15 protein-coding genes and 1 riboswitch are annotated in these 17,008 nt (G+C 45.1%); of the genes, 3 read left to right on the top strand and 12 right to left on the bottom strand.

All coding sequences use genetic code 11. The features are described from left to right. Positions 1-277: 277 nt before the first annotated feature. From MUB50_RS12155 to MUB50_RS12135, 5 genes are all read right to left on the bottom strand, one after another. A complete protein-coding gene (locus MUB50_RS12155; protein WP_186582407.1) occupies positions 278-1,600 on the bottom strand; it encodes an ABC transporter substrate-binding protein in 1,323 nt (440 codons plus the stop codon). Between the two features lie 89 nt (positions 1,601-1,689). After that, positions 1,690-2,508: a carbohydrate ABC transporter permease gene (locus MUB50_RS12150; protein WP_021651865.1), complete on the bottom strand. Its 819-nt coding sequence runs from the start codon at positions 2,506-2,508 to the stop codon at positions 1,690-1,692. Then, on the bottom strand, positions 2,508-3,374 hold the full coding sequence (locus MUB50_RS12145) for a carbohydrate ABC transporter permease (protein ID WP_022426943.1): 867 nt from the start codon (positions 3,372-3,374) through the stop codon (positions 2,508-2,510). The genes MUB50_RS12150 and MUB50_RS12145 overlap by 1 nt, the downstream gene beginning before the upstream one ends. Before the next feature lie 672 nt (positions 3,375-4,046). Beyond that, the gene (locus MUB50_RS12140) at positions 4,047-4,511 is read right to left on the bottom strand and encodes a DUF1700 domain-containing protein (protein ID WP_022426942.1); all 465 of its coding nucleotides are present in this window, start codon (positions 4,509-4,511) and stop codon (positions 4,047-4,049) included. 283 nt (positions 4,512-4,794) lie between these two features. Continuing rightward, positions 4,795-6,030, bottom strand: a complete 1,236-nt coding sequence (locus tag MUB50_RS12135; protein ID WP_431833222.1) for a galactokinase — start codon at positions 6,028-6,030, stop codon at positions 4,795-4,797. A gap of 345 nt (positions 6,031-6,375) precedes the next feature. Here MUB50_RS12135 and MUB50_RS12130 point away from each other — a divergent pair, with 345 nt between their 5' ends. After that, complete coding sequence (locus MUB50_RS12130; RefSeq protein ID WP_173753950.1) at positions 6,376-7,266, top strand: AraC family transcriptional regulator; 891 nt, start codon at positions 6,376-6,378, stop codon at positions 7,264-7,266. Positions 7,267-7,340: 74 nt separating this feature from the next. Here the strand turns inward: MUB50_RS12130 and xylB are convergent, their stop codons facing one another. The 5 genes from xylB to MUB50_RS12105 all read right to left on the bottom strand — a co-directional run bounded on the left by xylB (position 7,341) and on the right by MUB50_RS12105 (position 13,108). Beyond that, on the bottom strand, positions 7,341-8,801 hold the full coding sequence (gene xylB / locus MUB50_RS12125) for a xylulokinase (RefSeq protein WP_118625910.1): 1,461 nt from the start codon (positions 8,799-8,801) through the stop codon (positions 7,341-7,343). 199 nt (positions 8,802-9,000) lie between these two features. After that, entirely contained in the window at positions 9,001-10,485 is a 1,485-nt protein-coding gene (locus MUB50_RS12120) for an L-fucose/L-arabinose isomerase family protein (RefSeq protein WP_015527462.1), read from the bottom strand. An 83-nt stretch (positions 10,486-10,568) separates the two neighbouring features. Continuing rightward, positions 10,569-11,186, bottom strand: a complete 618-nt coding sequence (locus MUB50_RS12115) for a DUF4867 family protein (protein WP_114002067.1) — start codon at positions 11,184-11,186, stop codon at positions 10,569-10,571. Positions 11,187-11,298: 112 nt separating this feature from the next. Further along, a complete protein-coding gene (locus MUB50_RS12110; RefSeq protein ID WP_118608656.1) occupies positions 11,299-12,150 on the bottom strand; it encodes an AraC family transcriptional regulator in 852 nt (283 codons plus the stop codon). Next, complete coding sequence (locus MUB50_RS12105) at positions 12,134-13,108, bottom strand: bile acid:sodium symporter family protein (protein ID WP_244791232.1); 975 nt, start codon at positions 13,106-13,108, stop codon at positions 12,134-12,136. The genes MUB50_RS12110 and MUB50_RS12105 overlap by 17 nt, the downstream gene beginning before the upstream one ends. 196 nt (positions 13,109-13,304) lie before the next feature. Between MUB50_RS12105 and MUB50_RS12100 the strand changes: the two genes are divergently transcribed. After that, positions 13,305-14,246 (top strand): glycosyltransferase family 2 protein, encoded by a 942-nt coding sequence (locus MUB50_RS12100; RefSeq protein WP_015527465.1) that lies wholly within the window; start codon positions 13,305-13,307, stop codon positions 14,244-14,246. A gap of 4 nt (positions 14,247-14,250) precedes the next feature. Here MUB50_RS12100 and MUB50_RS12095 read toward each other — a convergent pair whose 3' ends face one another. Next, complete coding sequence (locus MUB50_RS12095) at positions 14,251-14,814, bottom strand: prolyl-tRNA synthetase associated domain-containing protein (protein ID WP_244791234.1); 564 nt, start codon at positions 14,812-14,814, stop codon at positions 14,251-14,253. 179 nt (positions 14,815-14,993) lie between these two features. Further along, positions 14,994-15,066: riboswitch (Fluoride riboswitch) on the top strand. A gap of 61 nt (positions 15,067-15,127) precedes the next feature. On the opposite strand from MUB50_RS12095, the gene MUB50_RS12090 reads away from it, so the two are divergent. Beyond that, positions 15,128-16,357, top strand: a complete 1,230-nt coding sequence (locus MUB50_RS12090; RefSeq protein WP_244791236.1) for a chloride channel protein — start codon at positions 15,128-15,130, stop codon at positions 16,355-16,357. A 174-nt stretch (positions 16,358-16,531) separates the two neighbouring features. On the opposite strand, the gene MUB50_RS12085 is transcribed toward MUB50_RS12090, so the two are convergent. Next, positions 16,532-16,867 carry a hypothetical protein gene (locus MUB50_RS12085; RefSeq protein ID WP_244791238.1) on the bottom strand — a complete coding sequence of 112 codons (336 nt, stop codon included), beginning with the start codon at positions 16,865-16,867 and terminating at the stop codon, positions 16,532-16,534. Between the last annotated feature and the right edge of the window lie 141 nt (positions 16,868-17,008).

The following is a 17,008-nucleotide window of genomic DNA, read 5'->3' as shown; positions in this document are numbered from 1 at the left end:
TTTCCTGTTGTAACATTATTTTCTGCCGATGATAACGCCAATAGCGCATCACTTCATTTTGCCCTGCACGAACGCCGCAGGCCACACTCACTCCATTCGAAAGCTGTCTAGTCAGCCGGACTCACTCCGTCCGTCTCACTACACAGTTTTTCATATGATCCTATACCCCGGATATACATGATCTGTAGTCTCACAGCATGTAAAACAGCAGGGATACCGGCGCCCGGCGGCGGTATCCCTATCTGTTGCTCTATCTACTGATCAGAGGGCATTCTGATTATTTAATAGACTCGTTATAATTCTCGATTGCTTTGTTTACAGAAGCTGCAAGCTGATCAACAGCGTCCTGAGTTGTGAGCTTGCCATCATATACCTGCGGCATGATCTCATTGAATGTAAGACGGGCTTCTGTCTGTACGCCGGAGAGAACACCTGCTGTATTGCAGTTTACAGGAGAATCCTTCAGCTGGTTGATAGCTGTCTCGAAATTCGGGTTTTCTTTGAGGTAAGCCTTCATATCATCTGTCTCATAAGCTTTCTCGTTGATTGCAAAGTATCCTGTGCCCATGGACCATTTAGCCTGTACATCAGGAGTTGTGATGTACTCGATGAATTTCCATGCTGCATCTTCGTTAGCTTCGTTACCTGTATCTGTAAGCCACAGGGATCCACCACCGATGATAACACCGCCTTCATCATTCTGCTCGATTCTCGGGAGATATCCTGTACCAACTTCGAACGGAGAAGAATCAACTGCGTTTTTCAGGATAGCAGTAGACTCGATGATCATACCAACCTGTCCGGAGAAGAACGCTGTCTGCGTATCTGCTGTTGTTGTTCCGTAATCTTCGAAATATCCGGAATCATACAGCTTTTTCCACATGTCAAATACTTTCAGACCGCCGCCGTTGGAATCAAAATCAACAGCTGTAACTGCCTCTGTACGTCCATTGTCATTGTTTCCGTATGTTACGCCAAGTCCTGCAAGCTGCTGCTCAAAGAACCATCCGTAAATAGCCTGTGAATAACCAACCGGAGCTGCTCCGCTCTCTACGATCTTCTTGGCATCCTCAAGAACCTCATCATAAGTTGTCGGAGGAGTTTCAGGATCAAGTCCTGCTGCCTCAAATACGTCTTTGTTGTAATACAGCATAGGTGTGGATACGTTAAATGGCATTGCATACTGCTTGCCTTCTACGGTATAGTAGCTGCTGATAACATCCATAACGGAACTCTTATCATAGCCTGTGCTCTCAAATTTGTCTTCTACAGGAATGACAGCACCACTGTCATACATGAACTTTGTTCCTACGTCATACATCTGGCAAACATCCGGAAGACCGGAGTCACTCTGCATAGCAGCTTTCAGTTTTGTGATGGTATCATCATAGGTTCCCTGATACTCAGCTTTAATCTCGATCTCATCCTGGGATGCGTTGAAATCATCCACGATCTGCTGAAGCACCTCACCGTTTGTGCCGCCCATTGCATGCCAGAATGTAAGTGTTGTTTTCTCAGCTGCACTTACTGAGCACGGAGCTGCCAGAGATGCAGCCATGATTCCTCCTAAAAGAATCGCCATCCATTTTTTGTTGTTCATATAAAAACCCTCCTTTTATAATGGTCCGACCCGCCCCAATACAGGTCGGACAAATTAACATTTTTGCTACTTGCTCTTATGTGATTGGATCAACCCTTAACAGCACCTGCTGTCAGACCACTGATCATCTGCTTCTGGCCAATGATAAATACAAGGATCGACGGAATCAGGATAACCATAGCACCGGCCATAACCGGTCGGAAGTCTGTTGCCTCAGCACCCTGGAGCATACCAAGACCGATCTGAACTGTTCTCATATTTACACTGTCAGTTACAAGCAGTGGCCACAGATAGTAGTTCCAGCTCTGAAGGAATACATAGATGATCAGAGCACCCAGTGATGGTTTGATAAGCGGAACACCGATGGTATATAAGAACTTGAAATTTGTACATCCGTCAATCTCTGCCGCCTCATGGATCTCCTTCGGCAGTGTCAGGAATGCCTGACGCATGTTGAATACTGCAAAAGCTGCTGCTGCATTAGGAAGGATCAGCGCTGCGTATGTATTACGGATACCCCAGTCAGCAATAGTCAGGTAGTTTGCGATGATGATCGCCTGGCTCGGGATCATCATGGTTGCCAGCATAATATAGAACAGGACCTTTTTGCCTTTGAACTCCATCATTGCAAAAGCATATGCTGCAAGAGCACCTGTAACGACCTGAGCAAATGTGATAACACCGGATACGATCAGTGAGTTCTTAATGAAGGTAAAGAACGGTGCAAGCTGAAATGCTCTTGTGTAGTTCTCGATAGTCAGATGGGACGGCCAGAACTTTCCGCCGTAGATCTCCTTCAGATCCATCATACTAACATTGAAACAGTAGATAACAGGAACAATAATAATAATTGCAAAAATAATATTCAGCGCATACATCGCCACTTTTACATATGGTTTTTCTTTCATCAGTAGGTCACCTTCTTTTCCAGTCTAAACTGCAGTGCAGTCAGGATGATCAAAATAACAAACAGAATTACGGATTCTGAACAGGCCACACCGAAACGGCTGTTGATAAATGCCTCCTGGTAAATCTCATACACGATAACGTTGGTACTCTCTGCCGGTCCGCCCTGGGTCATCATCTTGAACTCTGCGTATGCCTGTACGGAGTTGATGACATTGATGATGAGAAGGAAGAACAGTGTCGGAGAGATTGACGGAATCGTTACATGACGGTGCTTCTGGAAGAAATTCGCTCCATCCAGGGCAACGCTCTCATAAAGCTCAGCCGGTACACTCTGGATCGCTGCAGTAAGGTAAATGAAATTCATACCGATCGCCATCCATACACTAACGATCGTAACTGCGATCAGTGCATATTTCTTATCTGTCAGCCATCCGATATGAGTTCCGAGCGCCCTGTTCAGGATACCCAGAGAGCTGTGGAAAATAAACATGAACACTACAGATGCCGCTGCTGCGGAAATAGCCATCGGAAGTGCATATACAGTACGGAAAAATCCCTTTGCCCTGATCTTCTCTGTACTGATGATCGCCAGTATAAAACCGAGCACAATAGAAAGGATAACTCGCATAACAGAGAATTTCAGTGTTGTCACCAAACTGTTAAGGAACGTTCCATCTGTAAAAATATTCGTATAGTTGTCAAGTCCTACATACTGTGCCACCTGACCAAGAGGTGTGGTTCTGGCAAAGCTCAGCTGGATCGTCTTAACGAACGGCCAGAATACAAACAGTATAAAAAGGATCATTACAGGAACCAGATAGAGATAAGGCTCCACTGTCCTGAAAAAAGATTTTTTACTTTTCATTGTATATCACCTGCTTTTCATAAATTTACGTACTACCGATCAGCTGCATCATCACGATATCTCTGTCCCCCTGACAGTGCTGATCATGTTGCTCATTACACATTCTGCTGAAAAACATTTCCGTTATATCTTCCAGCAATTACCCCAATACATTAAGCAAAACTCTCATTTACGTTCTGCTGTCAAAAATGCCCTCCCACTACCCTCCTTTGTATTTGCGCGTTTGTTATCTTTACCAACTTTTTACCAAATGATAACATATTTCTTGCATATAATCAACAGCTATTTATCTATTTTTTAATATTTCTTTATTTATTTTATACAATTATCATTTAATAACAATTATTTTTTTATCTATTTTATACAATTTGCCGTACCTCAATAAGGCAATCCATTCTGATTACCTTCCATAAAAAAATAGATAAAAAAATCGGCAGAAAATAACGCATCCTTCGATGCATATCTTCTGCCGTTCTCTCTTCTCAATGGCATCATCTGTTTTTATACAAAACAGACACAATCTCAACTTGTTAATCCAGATTATACAGTAAAATCCACTATAAATCAAGACCAAACACGTATTTTTTATGCAAATCTTATAAATACTTTTTTCACAAGCAATCCATTTCATTACACGGAAATTGTCTTTAATTCACAGCTGTTGTGGAACAATTACACTTTTTTCTTCCTGTACCAGGATATTAAATACAAAACTATACCAAAAATTATCAAAAATGGAGCAACTGCCACCAAAACAGTTGTTAAAAGTATCACAATTAACGCTGCAATGGCGATCACGATTGCCTTCCCATACCATGTGCTCAGATCCAGTTTAAAGCTTCTTGCCTTTCCGGCACTGCTCTCCGTCCCATTATCCGCATAATCATCTGCACCGTAGCTCTCTTCAGAATAACCGGACTCATCATAAACAGCTGCACTGTCATCTGTATCGATCAAAGTCTTGGCGATCAGCCTGGGATCCCCCAGTTCTGCCAGAACATCTGATTCACTTCGACCGTTCCGGACCTGAGACTGAATGTAATCCTCATAATACCGCACATGAGCCGCAGCTCTCCCCTGGGTCATCTGTCCGGACAGCTGCCCCCGTAAAACCTCAAGAAACTCTCTTCTGCTCATAAATATGTCAAACCTTTCTTATGAAATATAATGAAAAAAACAAAACTCAAAACAACTCCAGAAACCTCACCTTGAAAACTTCTGCAAATTCTTTTTTATTACTCTCTTAAAATTTTTCTCATTATACCATAACCCATAAATTTAAATCAGAAACAAATCATAAAATTTTGATTAAAAAATAAAAAATCATAGTACAGCGCAAAGGGCGATTCATTTCCGGATGCCGCCAAAGCCGCATTCGGAAACGAATCGCCCTCCATGACGTTCGTTATGCCGTCAAAAATTACTCAACATGAACAGCCCCTGTACTCCTGATATTCATCGGATAGACATTTTCCCTTCCAACATACTGAGCCATATAGTCCACATACGCATCTGCGTTCTCGATCGGAAGCACGCACATGATAACTCCTGCAAAACCACCACCATGAACTCTGCAGATACCAGCACCGATCTTATTCAGAAACAGCTTGGTAAGCGCCAGACTCAACGTGATCTTCTGCTCCTTGCAATTCTGCAGAGAATAACAGTTCTGCAGCCACTCCCAGGAAGAATTACCGGACTCCTCAAGAAGACGCAGGAATCCCTCACCGTCTTTATTCTCAACAGCCTTCACAGCATCTGCAACACGTCTGTTCTCTTCATAAAAATGCATCGCACGAAGAACAGCACGGTCATTCGGAATATCCTTCACATGTGCCAGAAGATTCTCCATATTGGACTCACAGAGAAGCTCTACGCCCATAGCCTTCGCAGCCTCACGCATCTCCATAGGAATAGAAGAATATTCCTCACTGAGATCTGCATGGCCCTTACCGGTATTTACGATCACAAGTCTGCAGCCCATATCCTCAAAGGAAAATGCGATCTTCTCACAGCTGATATTCTCTTTATCAGAGAAATCCAGAAGGATCGGACCACCGGCAGCACAAGCCATCTGGTCCATCAGACCGGAAGCCTTTTTCCAGTAAACATTCTCAGCATACTGACCTGCTCTCGCATACTCGCCATACTCCAGCTTACCTTCATTAAAGAAATAATTGGTGATCGCACATACAAGCATCTCAAAGGAAGCAGAGGAGCTTACACCTGCAGCGGCAATAACCTTGGTGGAAACATAAGCGTCAAATCCACCGGTAGCATAGCCTTTTTTCTGCATATACTCCATAATACCTGCAACAAGAGCATCTGTACCTTTTGTATAGGTTTCTGTGCTGAGCTTGTCAAGATCAACAACTACTTCCTGTTTGTAACCCTCACTGATCATATGGATCACATTGGTTCCGTTTGGATAAGCAGCACCGATGGTATCCAGATCGATACTTGCAGCAATGATCTGACCGCCGTTATGATCAACATGGTTGCCGATGATCTCCGTACGGCCCGGAGCAGTAAAAAACTCTGCCTTGTCATGATGATATTTCTTCTCGAAATTCACAGCAAGATTGGTATAACGGGCGCTGCTCTCCTCTGTCTCGCCATAGATTTTTTTCAGCACTTCTGCTGCCGGAATTTTAATTGTTCCCATTTTTTCTTCCTCCTGTTATATAGTTTACACCCCAGATCCGGAAGAACCTGAAAAAATCTTCCGCTCTGTCACGCTTCATGGTTACTGTTCACTCCGTTCTCAGCAACACACTTCGCAATGCGCGGAATATTACCAGTGAATAGTAACGCTTCATGTACTTTTATTATAACAGTTCCGTCTTTTCTGTCCATAACAATTTTGTGTAAAAACCGTATTATTTTGTGGTGATCCCGGAATATCCCTTTGCATTTTCTGCCTTTTCTGATAAAATAAATTCCACTATGAAAAGCAGATATACACTTCAGAATCCGCGCACAGAAGGAAGGAGGTAACACCTTGCAGATCATCACAGATCCCGCCGGAAAAGAACTGAAAAAACACGGAGACAGCTCCTTCCCATTCCTGGTAAGCTACGAGCGGCTTTCCGGCTATGAGACCGGTTCCTTTCTGTGGCACTGGCATCCGGAGATCGAGCTTACCTATATCGAAAAGGGCGAAATGCTCTACAAGATCAATCAGAATACCTTTCACCTGAAAGAGGGACAGGCAATCTTTGGCAATGCCAATGCCCTTCATGCCGGATATATGTATCAGGATCAGGACTGTCAGTATATCCCCATAACCTTTGACCCCAAACTGATCTACGGATTTTCGGGAAGCCTTCTTTTTCAGAAATATACAGAACCGATCCTCCGAAGCTTTTCCCTGTCCGCCGTACCGCTTGATCTATCCTGTAAATGGCATTCCGAGGCCATAAAAGATATCCGTGACATCATCGACCTGGACAGTAGCCGGGAACCCATGTATGAATTTGAGATCATCGCCAGACTGCAGCACTTCTGGAAGATCTTGTATGAAAATACGATCTCCCGGACAACTCTTCCATCCGGTCAGGATGAAGAAAACTACCGCCGCATCCGTCAGATCATGTCCTATATCGCAGAACACTACTCTGAAAAGATCCTCCTGAATGATGTTGCAGACCTGATCCACTTAAGTCCCAGCGAATGCAGCCGGCTTTTCAAAAAATGCATGAATATCACTCTCTTCGGATACATCCAGGAATACCGCATTGAACGCAGCCTGGAATATCTGGAAAATCCCTCCTGTTCTATTACGGAATCAGGACTGCTGTCCGGTTTTTCGGACTCTAATTATTACACAAAGGTCTTTACAAAAATCAAGGGCTGTACACCAAGACAGTACAGAAAAAATCAGGAGCTGTGACATGCTCCTGATCTTTAACCGTTCAGTGCTCCATACCTATGAAGCAGAACAATATTTATCCGTGAAAATGGCTGTTATCTGAACAGCTCTTTCATTGCCGGATACAGTTTGCGGAATTTCCGGTATTTTTCTTCATATTTTGCAACCAGCTCCGGTTCCGGTTCTACCGTATCTACTACCCTGACCAGCTTATTACAGATCGTTTCCACATCCGGGTATTCACCGCAGCCTACTGCTGCCAGCATTGCACCGCCCATGGACGGACCTTCCTCATTCTCCGGCACATCCACCTTCAGGTTCATCACATTTGCAATGATCTTTTTCCAGAGAGGGCTCTTAGCTCCGCCGCCGCAGATCTTGGTGCGCTCAATATGGATTCCGAGACTTCTTGCAACCTCAAGGGAATCTCGAAGTCCGAAAGCAACTCCTTCCAGAACAGCCTGGGTCATATCTGCTCTCGTGGTATCCATGGACATTCCGAAAAATACGCCTCTTGCATCCGGGTTGTTATGCGGAGATCTCTCTCCCATCAGATATGGAAGGAAGAATACCTGATTCTCACCAAGCTTCCGGATCGGTGCCTGCTCTGCCACGAAATCCTTTGTCTTAAGAATCTCCTCAGACCACCATTTGTTGCAGGATGCAGCACTTAACATGCAACCCATAAGGTGATAGCTTCCATCTGCATGGTCAAAAGAATGAAGTGCATTGTTTTCATCTACTCCAAAATCTTTGCTGGAAATAAAGATCGTACCGGATGTTCCAAGAGAAATGTTGCACTGGCCGTCACCAACAGTTCCTGTTCCGACAGCTGCTGCCGCATTGTCGCCTGCACCTGCTACAACCTTCACATCTTCTGAGAAGCCAAGCTCTTTTGCAACTTCCGCTTTCAGGTTTCCGACTACCTGCCAGCTCTCGTACAGCTTCGGAAGCTGTGCCTCTGTGATATGGCAGATCTCAAGCATTTCCTTTGACCAGCAGCGGTTCTTCACATCCAGAAGAAGCATACCTGAAGCATCGGAAACATCTGTGCAGAAGGATCCGCTTAAACGATAGGCAAGATAATCCTTCGGAAGCATGATCTTTACAACCTTTTTAAAATTCTCAGGCTCATGCTTCTGCATCCAGAGGATCTTCGGTGCGGTGAAACCTGCAAATGCAATGTTTGCTGTGTACTGAGAGAGTTTATCTTTTCCAATGACTGAATTCAGGTATTCTGTTTCCTCACCTGTACGGCCGTCATTCCAGAGAATCGCCGGACGAATCACATTGTCATCTTTATCCAGAGTTACAAGACCGTGCATCTGGCCGCCAAAACCGATTCCTGCTACTTCTTTGCGATCAATTCCTTCTGTAAGCTCTTTGATTCCTTCCATGCTCTGAGTAAACCAATCCTCCGGATTCTGCTCAGACCAGCCCGGATGCGGGAAAAACAGCGGATATTCTTTTGATACAATGTTGCAGATCTTTCCGGATCCTTCCATAAGAAGAAGCTTTACAGCTGAAGTTCCAAGATCAACGCCAATATAATACATAATAATTTTTTCCTCCTGTAAATACAGAAACCGCGGCTCTCAGTTCGCAGCGTCTGCACGCCTGAGAGCTCGCGGTTTCTGAATCGTATTTAACCAAATCAAGAAAGTCCCCTGCGAGGTTACGAAAAGCAATAAGCAGTGAGTGGGGACTTGCTTGTATCAGGCAGCACGTACGGATGATCTTACCTGCCTGTTTTAATTATCTCCAAGGATTCTCTGTCGGATATCTCACGCCTGCCGGCTGATTGTAACCGATCTCTTCAACCGGTACACCGATGTATTTGAACACCTCGAAGAGAGCTTTTCCGTGATGTCCGAATGCTACAGCACCGTGATGCGGGAATCCTCCCTCGATCAGCACGTGACGGTAGAAACGTCCCATCTCCGGAATTGCAAATACACCGATAGCACCGAAGGAACGTGTTGCAACCGGAAGAACCTCGCCGTGTGCGATATATGCGCGAAGCTTGTTGTCCGCTGTACTCTGCAGACGATAGAAGGTGATATCGCCAGGCTTGATATCTCCCTCAAGAGTTCCGTTTGTAACCTCGATCGGAAGGGATCTTGCCATGATCATCTGATATTTCATCTCACAGAAGGACAGCTTGCTGGATGCTGTGTTTCCACAATGGAATCCCATAAAGGTATCCTGAAGCGTATAGTTGAATTTTCCTTCGATAGATTCTTTGTACATATCCTTCGGAACGGAGTTATTGATATCAAGAAGTGTAACGATATCATCACTTACTACCTGTCCGATAAACTCACTTAATGTACCATAGATATCAACCTCACAGGATACCGGAATGCCCTGTGCTGTCAGACGACTGTTTACATAACATGGAACAAATCCAAACTGTGTCTGGAATGCAGGCCAGCATTTTCCTGTCAGTGTTACATATTTACGATATCCTTTGTGATCTCTTACCCAGTCCTTCAGAGTCAGCTCGTACTGTGCAAGCTTCGGAAGGATCTCAGGTTTCTTGTTTCCCGCACCAAGCTCTTCTTCCATCTCTTTTACGATCGCCGGGATCCTTTCATCGCCTTCATGCTTGTTGAATGCCTCGAAAAGGTCCAGCTCTGAGTTCTCCTCAATCTCAACGCCAAGGTTGTAAAGCTGTTTGATCGGTGCATTGCAGGCAAGGAAGTTTGTAGGACGCGGTCCGAAGCTGATAATCTTCAGGTTGCTCAATCCCTCGATTGCTCTTGCGATAGGAAGGAATTCATGGATCATATCCGCGCAGTCCTCTGCATCACCTACCGGATACTCCGGAATATAGGCTTTTACATTACGAAGCTGCAGATTATAGCTTGCATTCAGCATACCGCAGTAAGCATCTCCACGTCCCTGGCAGAGATTATCCTGTGTTTCCTCAGCTGCTGCGATAAACATCTTCGGTCCCTCGAAATGCTTTGCAAGAAGGGTCTCAGAAATCTCCGGTCCGAAGTTTCCAAGATATACACAGAGTGCGTTACAGCCTGCTTTTTTGATATCCTCCAGAGCCTGGACCATATGGATCTCACTCTCTACGATACAGACCGGACATTCGTAGATATCCTTTGCATCGTATTTCTTTGTGTAAGCGTCTACAAGAGCTTTTCTCCTGTTTACGGAAAGGCTTTCCGGAAAACAATCTCTGCTGACTGCAACGATTCCGATCTTAACTTCTGGCATGTTGTTCATAATCTTCATTCTCCTTTTTATATCCGGCAGATTTTCCACCGGTGATATTATTGTTCGTTTGTAACTATTCACTTCACCCAAAATCAGTCAAGTGTGATATTTTCACCCTTCAATCCGTTGAATGCGCCTTCGATCTTCGCATCCTCATGAGCGATAAGCCATTTATTTCTGGCTGTCATCAGACCGTCCTCTCCGTCCTCTGACATCGGAAAATCAATCTCTGTGTTGGTTCCTTTCGGAAGAACAACTACACACTGAAATCCACTCTCATTCACATGACACGGTGCATAGTGGAGCGTTGTGGCATAAACCTCGATCCCGGTTCCTGCCGGTACCAGAAATGCCTCCACCTTTGAGGTATCGTATGTAAGATCCTCTTCTATATCCTGCTGATGTCCGATAAGCAGTACAAGATCTGTCACTGCTACATTGATCTCGGAATTCCGATGATATTCCAGGGCATTCAGCTTTTTATTGTGACCATTGCAATATCCGATCTGGACAGGTAATCCACCAAACGCTCTGTTTTTCAGCTCTTTTTCCACATCGAGAGCTTCCAGCTCCTCTGCTGACGGAACATATACCACATCCTCCGGAACCGGTGTATGCTTCATCTCCTTCAGAAGCGGACCGAAATTGTATCCCTCCAGAACCTTTCCGTATCTGCGGAAAGCCGGATCTGTTACTTTCTGAATTTTCACGATTTAACCCTCCTTACAAAATTACTGTTTCACAGCTTCTCTGTATCTTCGTTTTGAACTGAAAAAAGCATACCACATCATGGTATGCTTTTCGCCGCTTTTCTTGACTCATTCATAGCACTTTTTTGACATTTTTATGATTCTGACGCTCCACTCTTCCCGGCAGGATCCCGTAACGCTTTACAAATTCCCTGGAAAAAGCCCTGCTGCTTGCAAACCCGTTGTCAAGTGCGATGGAGCTGATGGTATGATCTGTATTCAAAAGCTCCTTATAGGCGTATGCCATGCGGATATCCTGTAAATATGTCTTAAAATTGACCTTCGCATATTTCCGGAACATCCTTGACAGATATGCATCGGAATATCCGAACATGGCTGCAAGTCCGGAAAGCCTGAGATCCTCCTTGTAATGCTCCCGCATATAAGTGGTTATTTTTGACAAAGCATCCAATCTGCGGCTGATCTTCAGCGCATTCTCCTCCACCTCTGTTTCCCTGTATGCGGAAACCATAAGATAAAGGACTTCATAGAACACTGCCCTGATACGGAATTCATACCCCGTTTCCCCGGATACGTACACCCGATACATCTCCCGGATCAGAGAAACCATCCGCCTGTCTGTTTCCTCAGACTCTTCGTTTCTGCTCCGAAAACGGATGAACCTCTGAGCGGTAAAATAATCCGAAAACTGCTTCAGCGGGATCTGCAGTACGATGGTCTCATTACGTACTGGCGCCTGAATAGAATGTACTTCATTGGAATTAATGATCAGAAACTCCCCTGCCTTCAGCGGATACTCTTTCTCATCGATATAGAAATAAAGGCTCCCCTCCATCACCGCAAAGATCTCGATCGAAGTATGCCAGTGTTTTTCCCGTACATAATTTCCGTTTCTTCCTTCAAAAAGAAAAAGCTTAAAAGGAAATCCCTCATTGGGAATGATCAATTCATGCTGAAACTCCATGCTCCTTCTCCCTTTCCTGCTGTCCGGTCTGGATCCGGCGCATCATACTTCCGTAAAAAGCCGCCAGGATCTGCTGAAATAACGTTCCGATCATAACCGGAAATAATGTTTCCGCCGGAAAATACGCTCCTGCGATCACCGCACCGGCGCTGATATTCCGCATTCCGGAACCATAGATCATGGAAACCGTTACCGCTTTATTCTGCCTTGTAAGAATGGCAATGATCCAGCCGATGGCATATCCCCCTGCTGCCAGGACCAGGATCGCTGCTGCTACCTCCAGCCGTTCTCCGTTAAGATGCTTCATATAAGGAGAAACCTTGGAGGAATTGGAAGTTACCACAAAGATCAGGCACATTTTTGAAAAAGGTGCCAGCTTTTTCGGCCAGGTCTCCATAACCTTTCCATGGCTGACTTCATTAAGGCACATGGCAAGGACTGCCGGCAGAGCAATCATGAAAACCAGCTCCTTCATCATTCCCACAGTATCCATTTTTACGCTGGAGCCCACCAGAAGCTTCAATACTGCCGGGATCAGAAAGGGAGCCAGGATCGTATCGATCACAACCAGCGAAAGTGACAGCGGACTGTTTCCATTATAAATGGATACCCACATCAGACTGATCACCGCTGCAGGTACGGAAAATTCCAGCACCATTCCTGTGATATAATTCATATTGCCCGGGAACAGAAGATGTCCCAGACCGCAGGCGGCCACCGGTCCCAGCACATGAAGGACCAGCAGCATCAGGATCAACGGAAGCGGCCGCTTAAACACATCTGCCACATCACGGAATCTGGATTTCAGTGCGCCGATAAAGGTCATAAACGCAAAAGCATACGTCACATAGGGCACGCCATGCTTCGCAATATCCGGAAACAGTACCCCCGTAAGCAGACAAGCCGGCGTCACAAAAGCCATCCATTTCTCTATAAAGCTGTTAAATTTTTCCAGCATATCACACCTCTTGTTTATCTTTTTTTACAGTTTATCACAAAAAAACAGCGGTGCAAGAAAAAAATCCCCTGTTTTATAGCCGATTCCGGACAAATATGATATGATAGTACCCATCCAAAAGCAACCTGAAACCAGGGCGGACTACAGATAACCGCCAAAATGATCATTTTTTATGATCTGGAAAACGAGGCAAAAAATGATTTCTTTAATTATACCATGCTTCAATGAGGAAGAATCCCTTCCGCTTTTTTACCCGGAAGCCACTTCTGTCCTCAGGCAAATGAACTGTGATTATGAACTGATCTTTGTGAATGACGGTTCCAGAGACAGAACCCTCGAGATTTTAAAAGAGCTTTCCGAAAAGGATCCTCATGTGATCTATCTTTCTTTTTCCAGAAACTTCGGAAAGGAAGCTGCCATGTATGCAGGCTTCTGCAATGCCGGCGGCGATTATGTAGCAGTAATGGACGCTGATCTTCAGGATCCGCCGTCCCTTCTCCCGGAAATGCTGGAGAAGCTGGAATCCGGAGAATATGACAGCGTTGCCACCAGACGTGTCAGCCGTGACGGAGAGCCACCTATCCGGAGCTTTTTTGCCCGGAAATTTTATCAGCTGATCAATAAGATCTCGGATGCAGATATTGTGGACGGTGCCAGAGACTTCCGTCTGATGAAACGCAGTATGGTGGATGCCATTGTCTCCATGAGTGAGTACAACCGCTTTTCCAAGGGAATATTCGGCTGGATCGGTTTCCGCACCTGCTGGCTCCCCTACAAAAATATCGAACGCGTAGCCGGTGAGACCAAGTGGAACTTCTGGAAGCTGTTTAAATACGCAGTCAGCGGCATCATCAATTTCTCTCAGGTACCGCTGACCATCGCCTCCTGGTTCGGAACGACCATGACCGGTTTTTCCTTTCTGGTCCTGGTAGCCATCATCGTCCGAAAGCTGATCTTTGATGATCCGGTCCCAGGCTGGGCTTCCACCATCTGTGTCATCATCTTCATCGGCGGCCTGCAGCTTTTCTGCCTGGGTATCATGGGACAATACATAGCCAAAACCTATATGGAGGTCAAGCAGCGCCCCCATTACATCATAGCAGAGTCCAACAAAAAGGACTTTACACCCATACGTTGATTTTCTATTCTGTCGGCAGCTCGACCACCTGATATTCGTGGCCCAATGCCGGCAGGATTTTTTCTTTTACATCACTGGTCTTCATTAACAGAGTGGAAGTATTGATACACGGATGGCATCCGAAATTTTCTTCATCCAGGACTTCTTTATCGATCACCAGGTGTACCTTCTTTTCTTTATCAAAGATCAGTCCCATCAAACTTAAGGACCCCGGTGTAATGTTCAGATATTCCTCCATCTGCTCTCCGTCTGCAAAGGAAAGTCTGGCTGTTCCGATCTGTTTGGAAAGAAATTTTGTTTTAAACGGCTTCTCTCCCGGCATCAGCAACAGATAGAACTCCGTTTTCTGTCGGTTGCAGAGAAAAAGATTTTTGCATATCTGCGCTCCCAGAAGCTGATCCACTGCCTCGCAGGCCTCCATGGTCATCAGTGCTTCATGATCTGCTCTTTTATATTCAATCCCAAGACTGTCCAGAAAATCGTACACTGCGATTTCCTTCTCCAGACGGCCCTCGGTATTCTCCGGTCTTCCTGTATAGATCGTTTTGTCAATTCTTGGTTCTTCCATGGTGTCTCCTCCGTTATTTTTACATTCTTATATGTGCAAGTCTTAGTCGCAGCATATTACGCTTTGCTGCTTCACCCGTAACCTGCCGATTTGTTTAATCATAGCACACCTGTAACAAATAAGATACTCCGGATTTCCGTCTGACTATTGACGATATCAGCCTCGGATGCTATACTCTCAGGCAGAAAGGGAATGAAGTTCTCCCCCGATCTTTATCGAAACCGCCAATGAGCTGATGACTTCTGTGCAATGCACGGGGTTACCAGCTTTTTTTGATGGATTTTTAAGATCCGGGAGATTGAAAGGAGTTACTATGACAAAAGAAACTATCCAAAAAGAACATCGGATCCTACAGCTGAAATATGCTGTCCTTGCAGTGGTCGTGGGAATCTGCGTCGGAATCGTAGATACCATCTTCGGCCGGGGCCTGCTGGCGATCTCTGATCTTCGCACCGCACACTGGCGATATCTGCTGCCCTTCCTGCCTCTGGCCGGACTTCTTATTGTGTGGATGTATCATCATTTCAGCACCTTAAGCTTAAAGGGCATGTCCCTGATCTTCGAAACCGGGCAGAAAAAAAGAGACCAGATTCCTCTGGCCCTTGTCCCTCTGGTAATGATCGGCACCTGGATCACTCATCTCTTCGGAGGAAGTGCCGGTCGTGAAGGTGTTGCCGTGCAGATCGGTGCTACACTCTCTCACGAGGCAGGACGCAGGCTGCATATCCGGGAAAATAAGCCTGTCATGCTGATCACCGGTATGGCTGCCGGTTTTGGCGGTCTGTTCCAGACGCCACTGGCCGCTGTATTTTTTGCCATGGAGGTGATCGTTGCCGGATATCTTGAGTACGATGCGCTGCTGCCGGCACTTATTGCCGCATATACAGCCTCCTTCACCTCTCATTTCCTGGGACTGGAAAAATTTGCTGTGGATATCCAGGACACCTGGACTGTGACCGATCTCCGAAGCATGATCTCTCTCATTGCTCTCGGGCTTGCCTTTGGTCTCGCCGGACGATGCTTTTCCGTACTTCTTCAGAAAGCAAAGAAATTATTCGGGGAAAAAATTTCAAATCCTCTGATCCGCATCGGTGTCATGGCCATTCCACTGGCAGCTCTGCTGTTTGTGATCCACGGCGGACGCTACACAGGTCTTGGAACCAATCTCATCTCCGCTTCCTTTGCCAGAGAAACGATTTACGGATATGACTGGATTCTGAAGCTTCTGTTTACTGTATTTACACTTGCCATCGGTTTTCAGGGCGGCGAAGTGACACCACTGTTCTCCATCGGCGCTTCCCTTGGAGTCGTCCTGGGTTCCATCCTCGGGATCCCTCCCATTATCTGCGGGGCACTTGGCTACGCCGCAGTATTCGGCAGCGCCACCAATACCCTCATCGCCCCGATCCTTATCGGCCTGGAAGTCTTCGGCACCCGAAATACCCTTCCCCTCATCCTGGTATGCATCCTCGCTTATCTGATCAATGGAAATCACTCCATTTATGGAGCACAACAGAAGGCGCTTTGTAGGTTTGAGGAGTAGATATGTACATATTTTTTATTCGGTCATGGCTGACTCGGTTGTGACCGAATAAAAAGCGGTACTTTTTTAGATTTTTTCTTGCATACGAGAGCAACTGCCAATGCAATAAACATTAATATTGTTATAACTCTTTCGAAAATGCTCAATATCAGATTCGCCATATGATTCCTTTCTTCAGCTATTAATGGATTCTATCTCCGAATCATCATATATTTTCTTTAACTCTTTTCTCATTTCCTTATTGATATTCATATATCTTGAATTATCATCAGCCCATTTTACTTTCAGGATATCGTGTTTGCGTACATATAATACAGGCAGCCGGCTTCTGTGCTTAGCCATAAAGATTCCCCCGCTTTCATAAAAAGTTTCCTGCAGGTAATCATTTATTTCATCTACCTGGATCACAAATGTAAAACGAATATCCTTCTTTTTTTCTTCTCTGGTCATCTCATTGATCCAGAACTCTGCAAATTTATCATTTAACAACAAAACATCATTTCTATCCATATCTGTAATATCTATAAGCGCCCAGATATTCACCTGATTATTTCTATTTTTCTTGAAAAAACTTACTTTTCCTTTTTCGTCCAGTTCATATTCTGACTTTTTTTGGTACTGGTTATGTAAAAGCCCTTTGTGAACCTCCCA

This window comes from Blautia sp. NSJ-140 (assembly GCF_022868965.1).
Taxonomy (GTDB): Bacteria; Bacillota; Clostridia; order Lachnospirales; family Lachnospiraceae; genus Blautia_A.
The sequence above is the reverse complement of the archived record's forward strand: the minus strand, read 5'-3'. Positions and strand labels throughout refer to the sequence as shown.

Bases quoted from the DNA above. Each gene is read 5' to 3' on its own strand.
- MUB50_RS12155 (WP_186582407.1), bottom strand. From the start codon at position 1,600: ATGAACAACAAAAAATGGATGGCGATTCTTTTAGGAGGAATCATGGCT.
- MUB50_RS12150 (WP_021651865.1), bottom strand. From the start codon at position 2,508: ATGAAAGAAAAACCATATGTAAAAGTGGCGATGTATGCGCTGAATATT.
- MUB50_RS12145 (WP_022426943.1), bottom strand. From the start codon at position 3,374: ATGAAAAGTAAAAAATCTTTTTTCAGGACAGTGGAGCCTTATCTCTAT.
- MUB50_RS12140 (WP_022426942.1), bottom strand. From the start codon at position 4,511: ATGAGCAGAAGAGAGTTTCTTGAGGTTTTACGGGGGCAGCTGTCCGGA.
- xylB (WP_118625910.1), bottom strand. From the start codon at position 8,801: ATGTATTATATTGGCGTTGATCTTGGAACTTCAGCTGTAAAGCTTCTT.
- MUB50_RS12120 (WP_015527462.1), bottom strand. From the start codon at position 10,485: ATGAACAACATGCCAGAAGTTAAGATCGGAATCGTTGCAGTCAGCAGA.
- MUB50_RS12110 (WP_118608656.1), bottom strand. From the start codon at position 12,150: ATGGAGTTTCAGCATGAATTGATCATTCCCAATGAGGGATTTCCTTTT.
- MUB50_RS12105 (WP_244791232.1), bottom strand. From the start codon at position 13,108: ATGCTGGAAAAATTTAACAGCTTTATAGAGAAATGGATGGCTTTTGTG.
- MUB50_RS12100 (WP_015527465.1), top strand. From the start codon at position 13,305: ATGATTTCTTTAATTATACCATGCTTCAATGAGGAAGAATCCCTTCCG.
- MUB50_RS12095 (WP_244791234.1), bottom strand. From the start codon at position 14,814: ATGGAAGAACCAAGAATTGACAAAACGATCTATACAGGAAGACCGGAG.
- MUB50_RS12090 (WP_244791236.1), top strand. From the start codon at position 15,128: ATGACAAAAGAAACTATCCAAAAAGAACATCGGATCCTACAGCTGAAA.
- MUB50_RS12085 (WP_244791238.1), bottom strand. From the start codon at position 16,867: ATGGATAGAAATGATGTTTTGTTGTTAAATGATAAATTTGCAGAGTTC.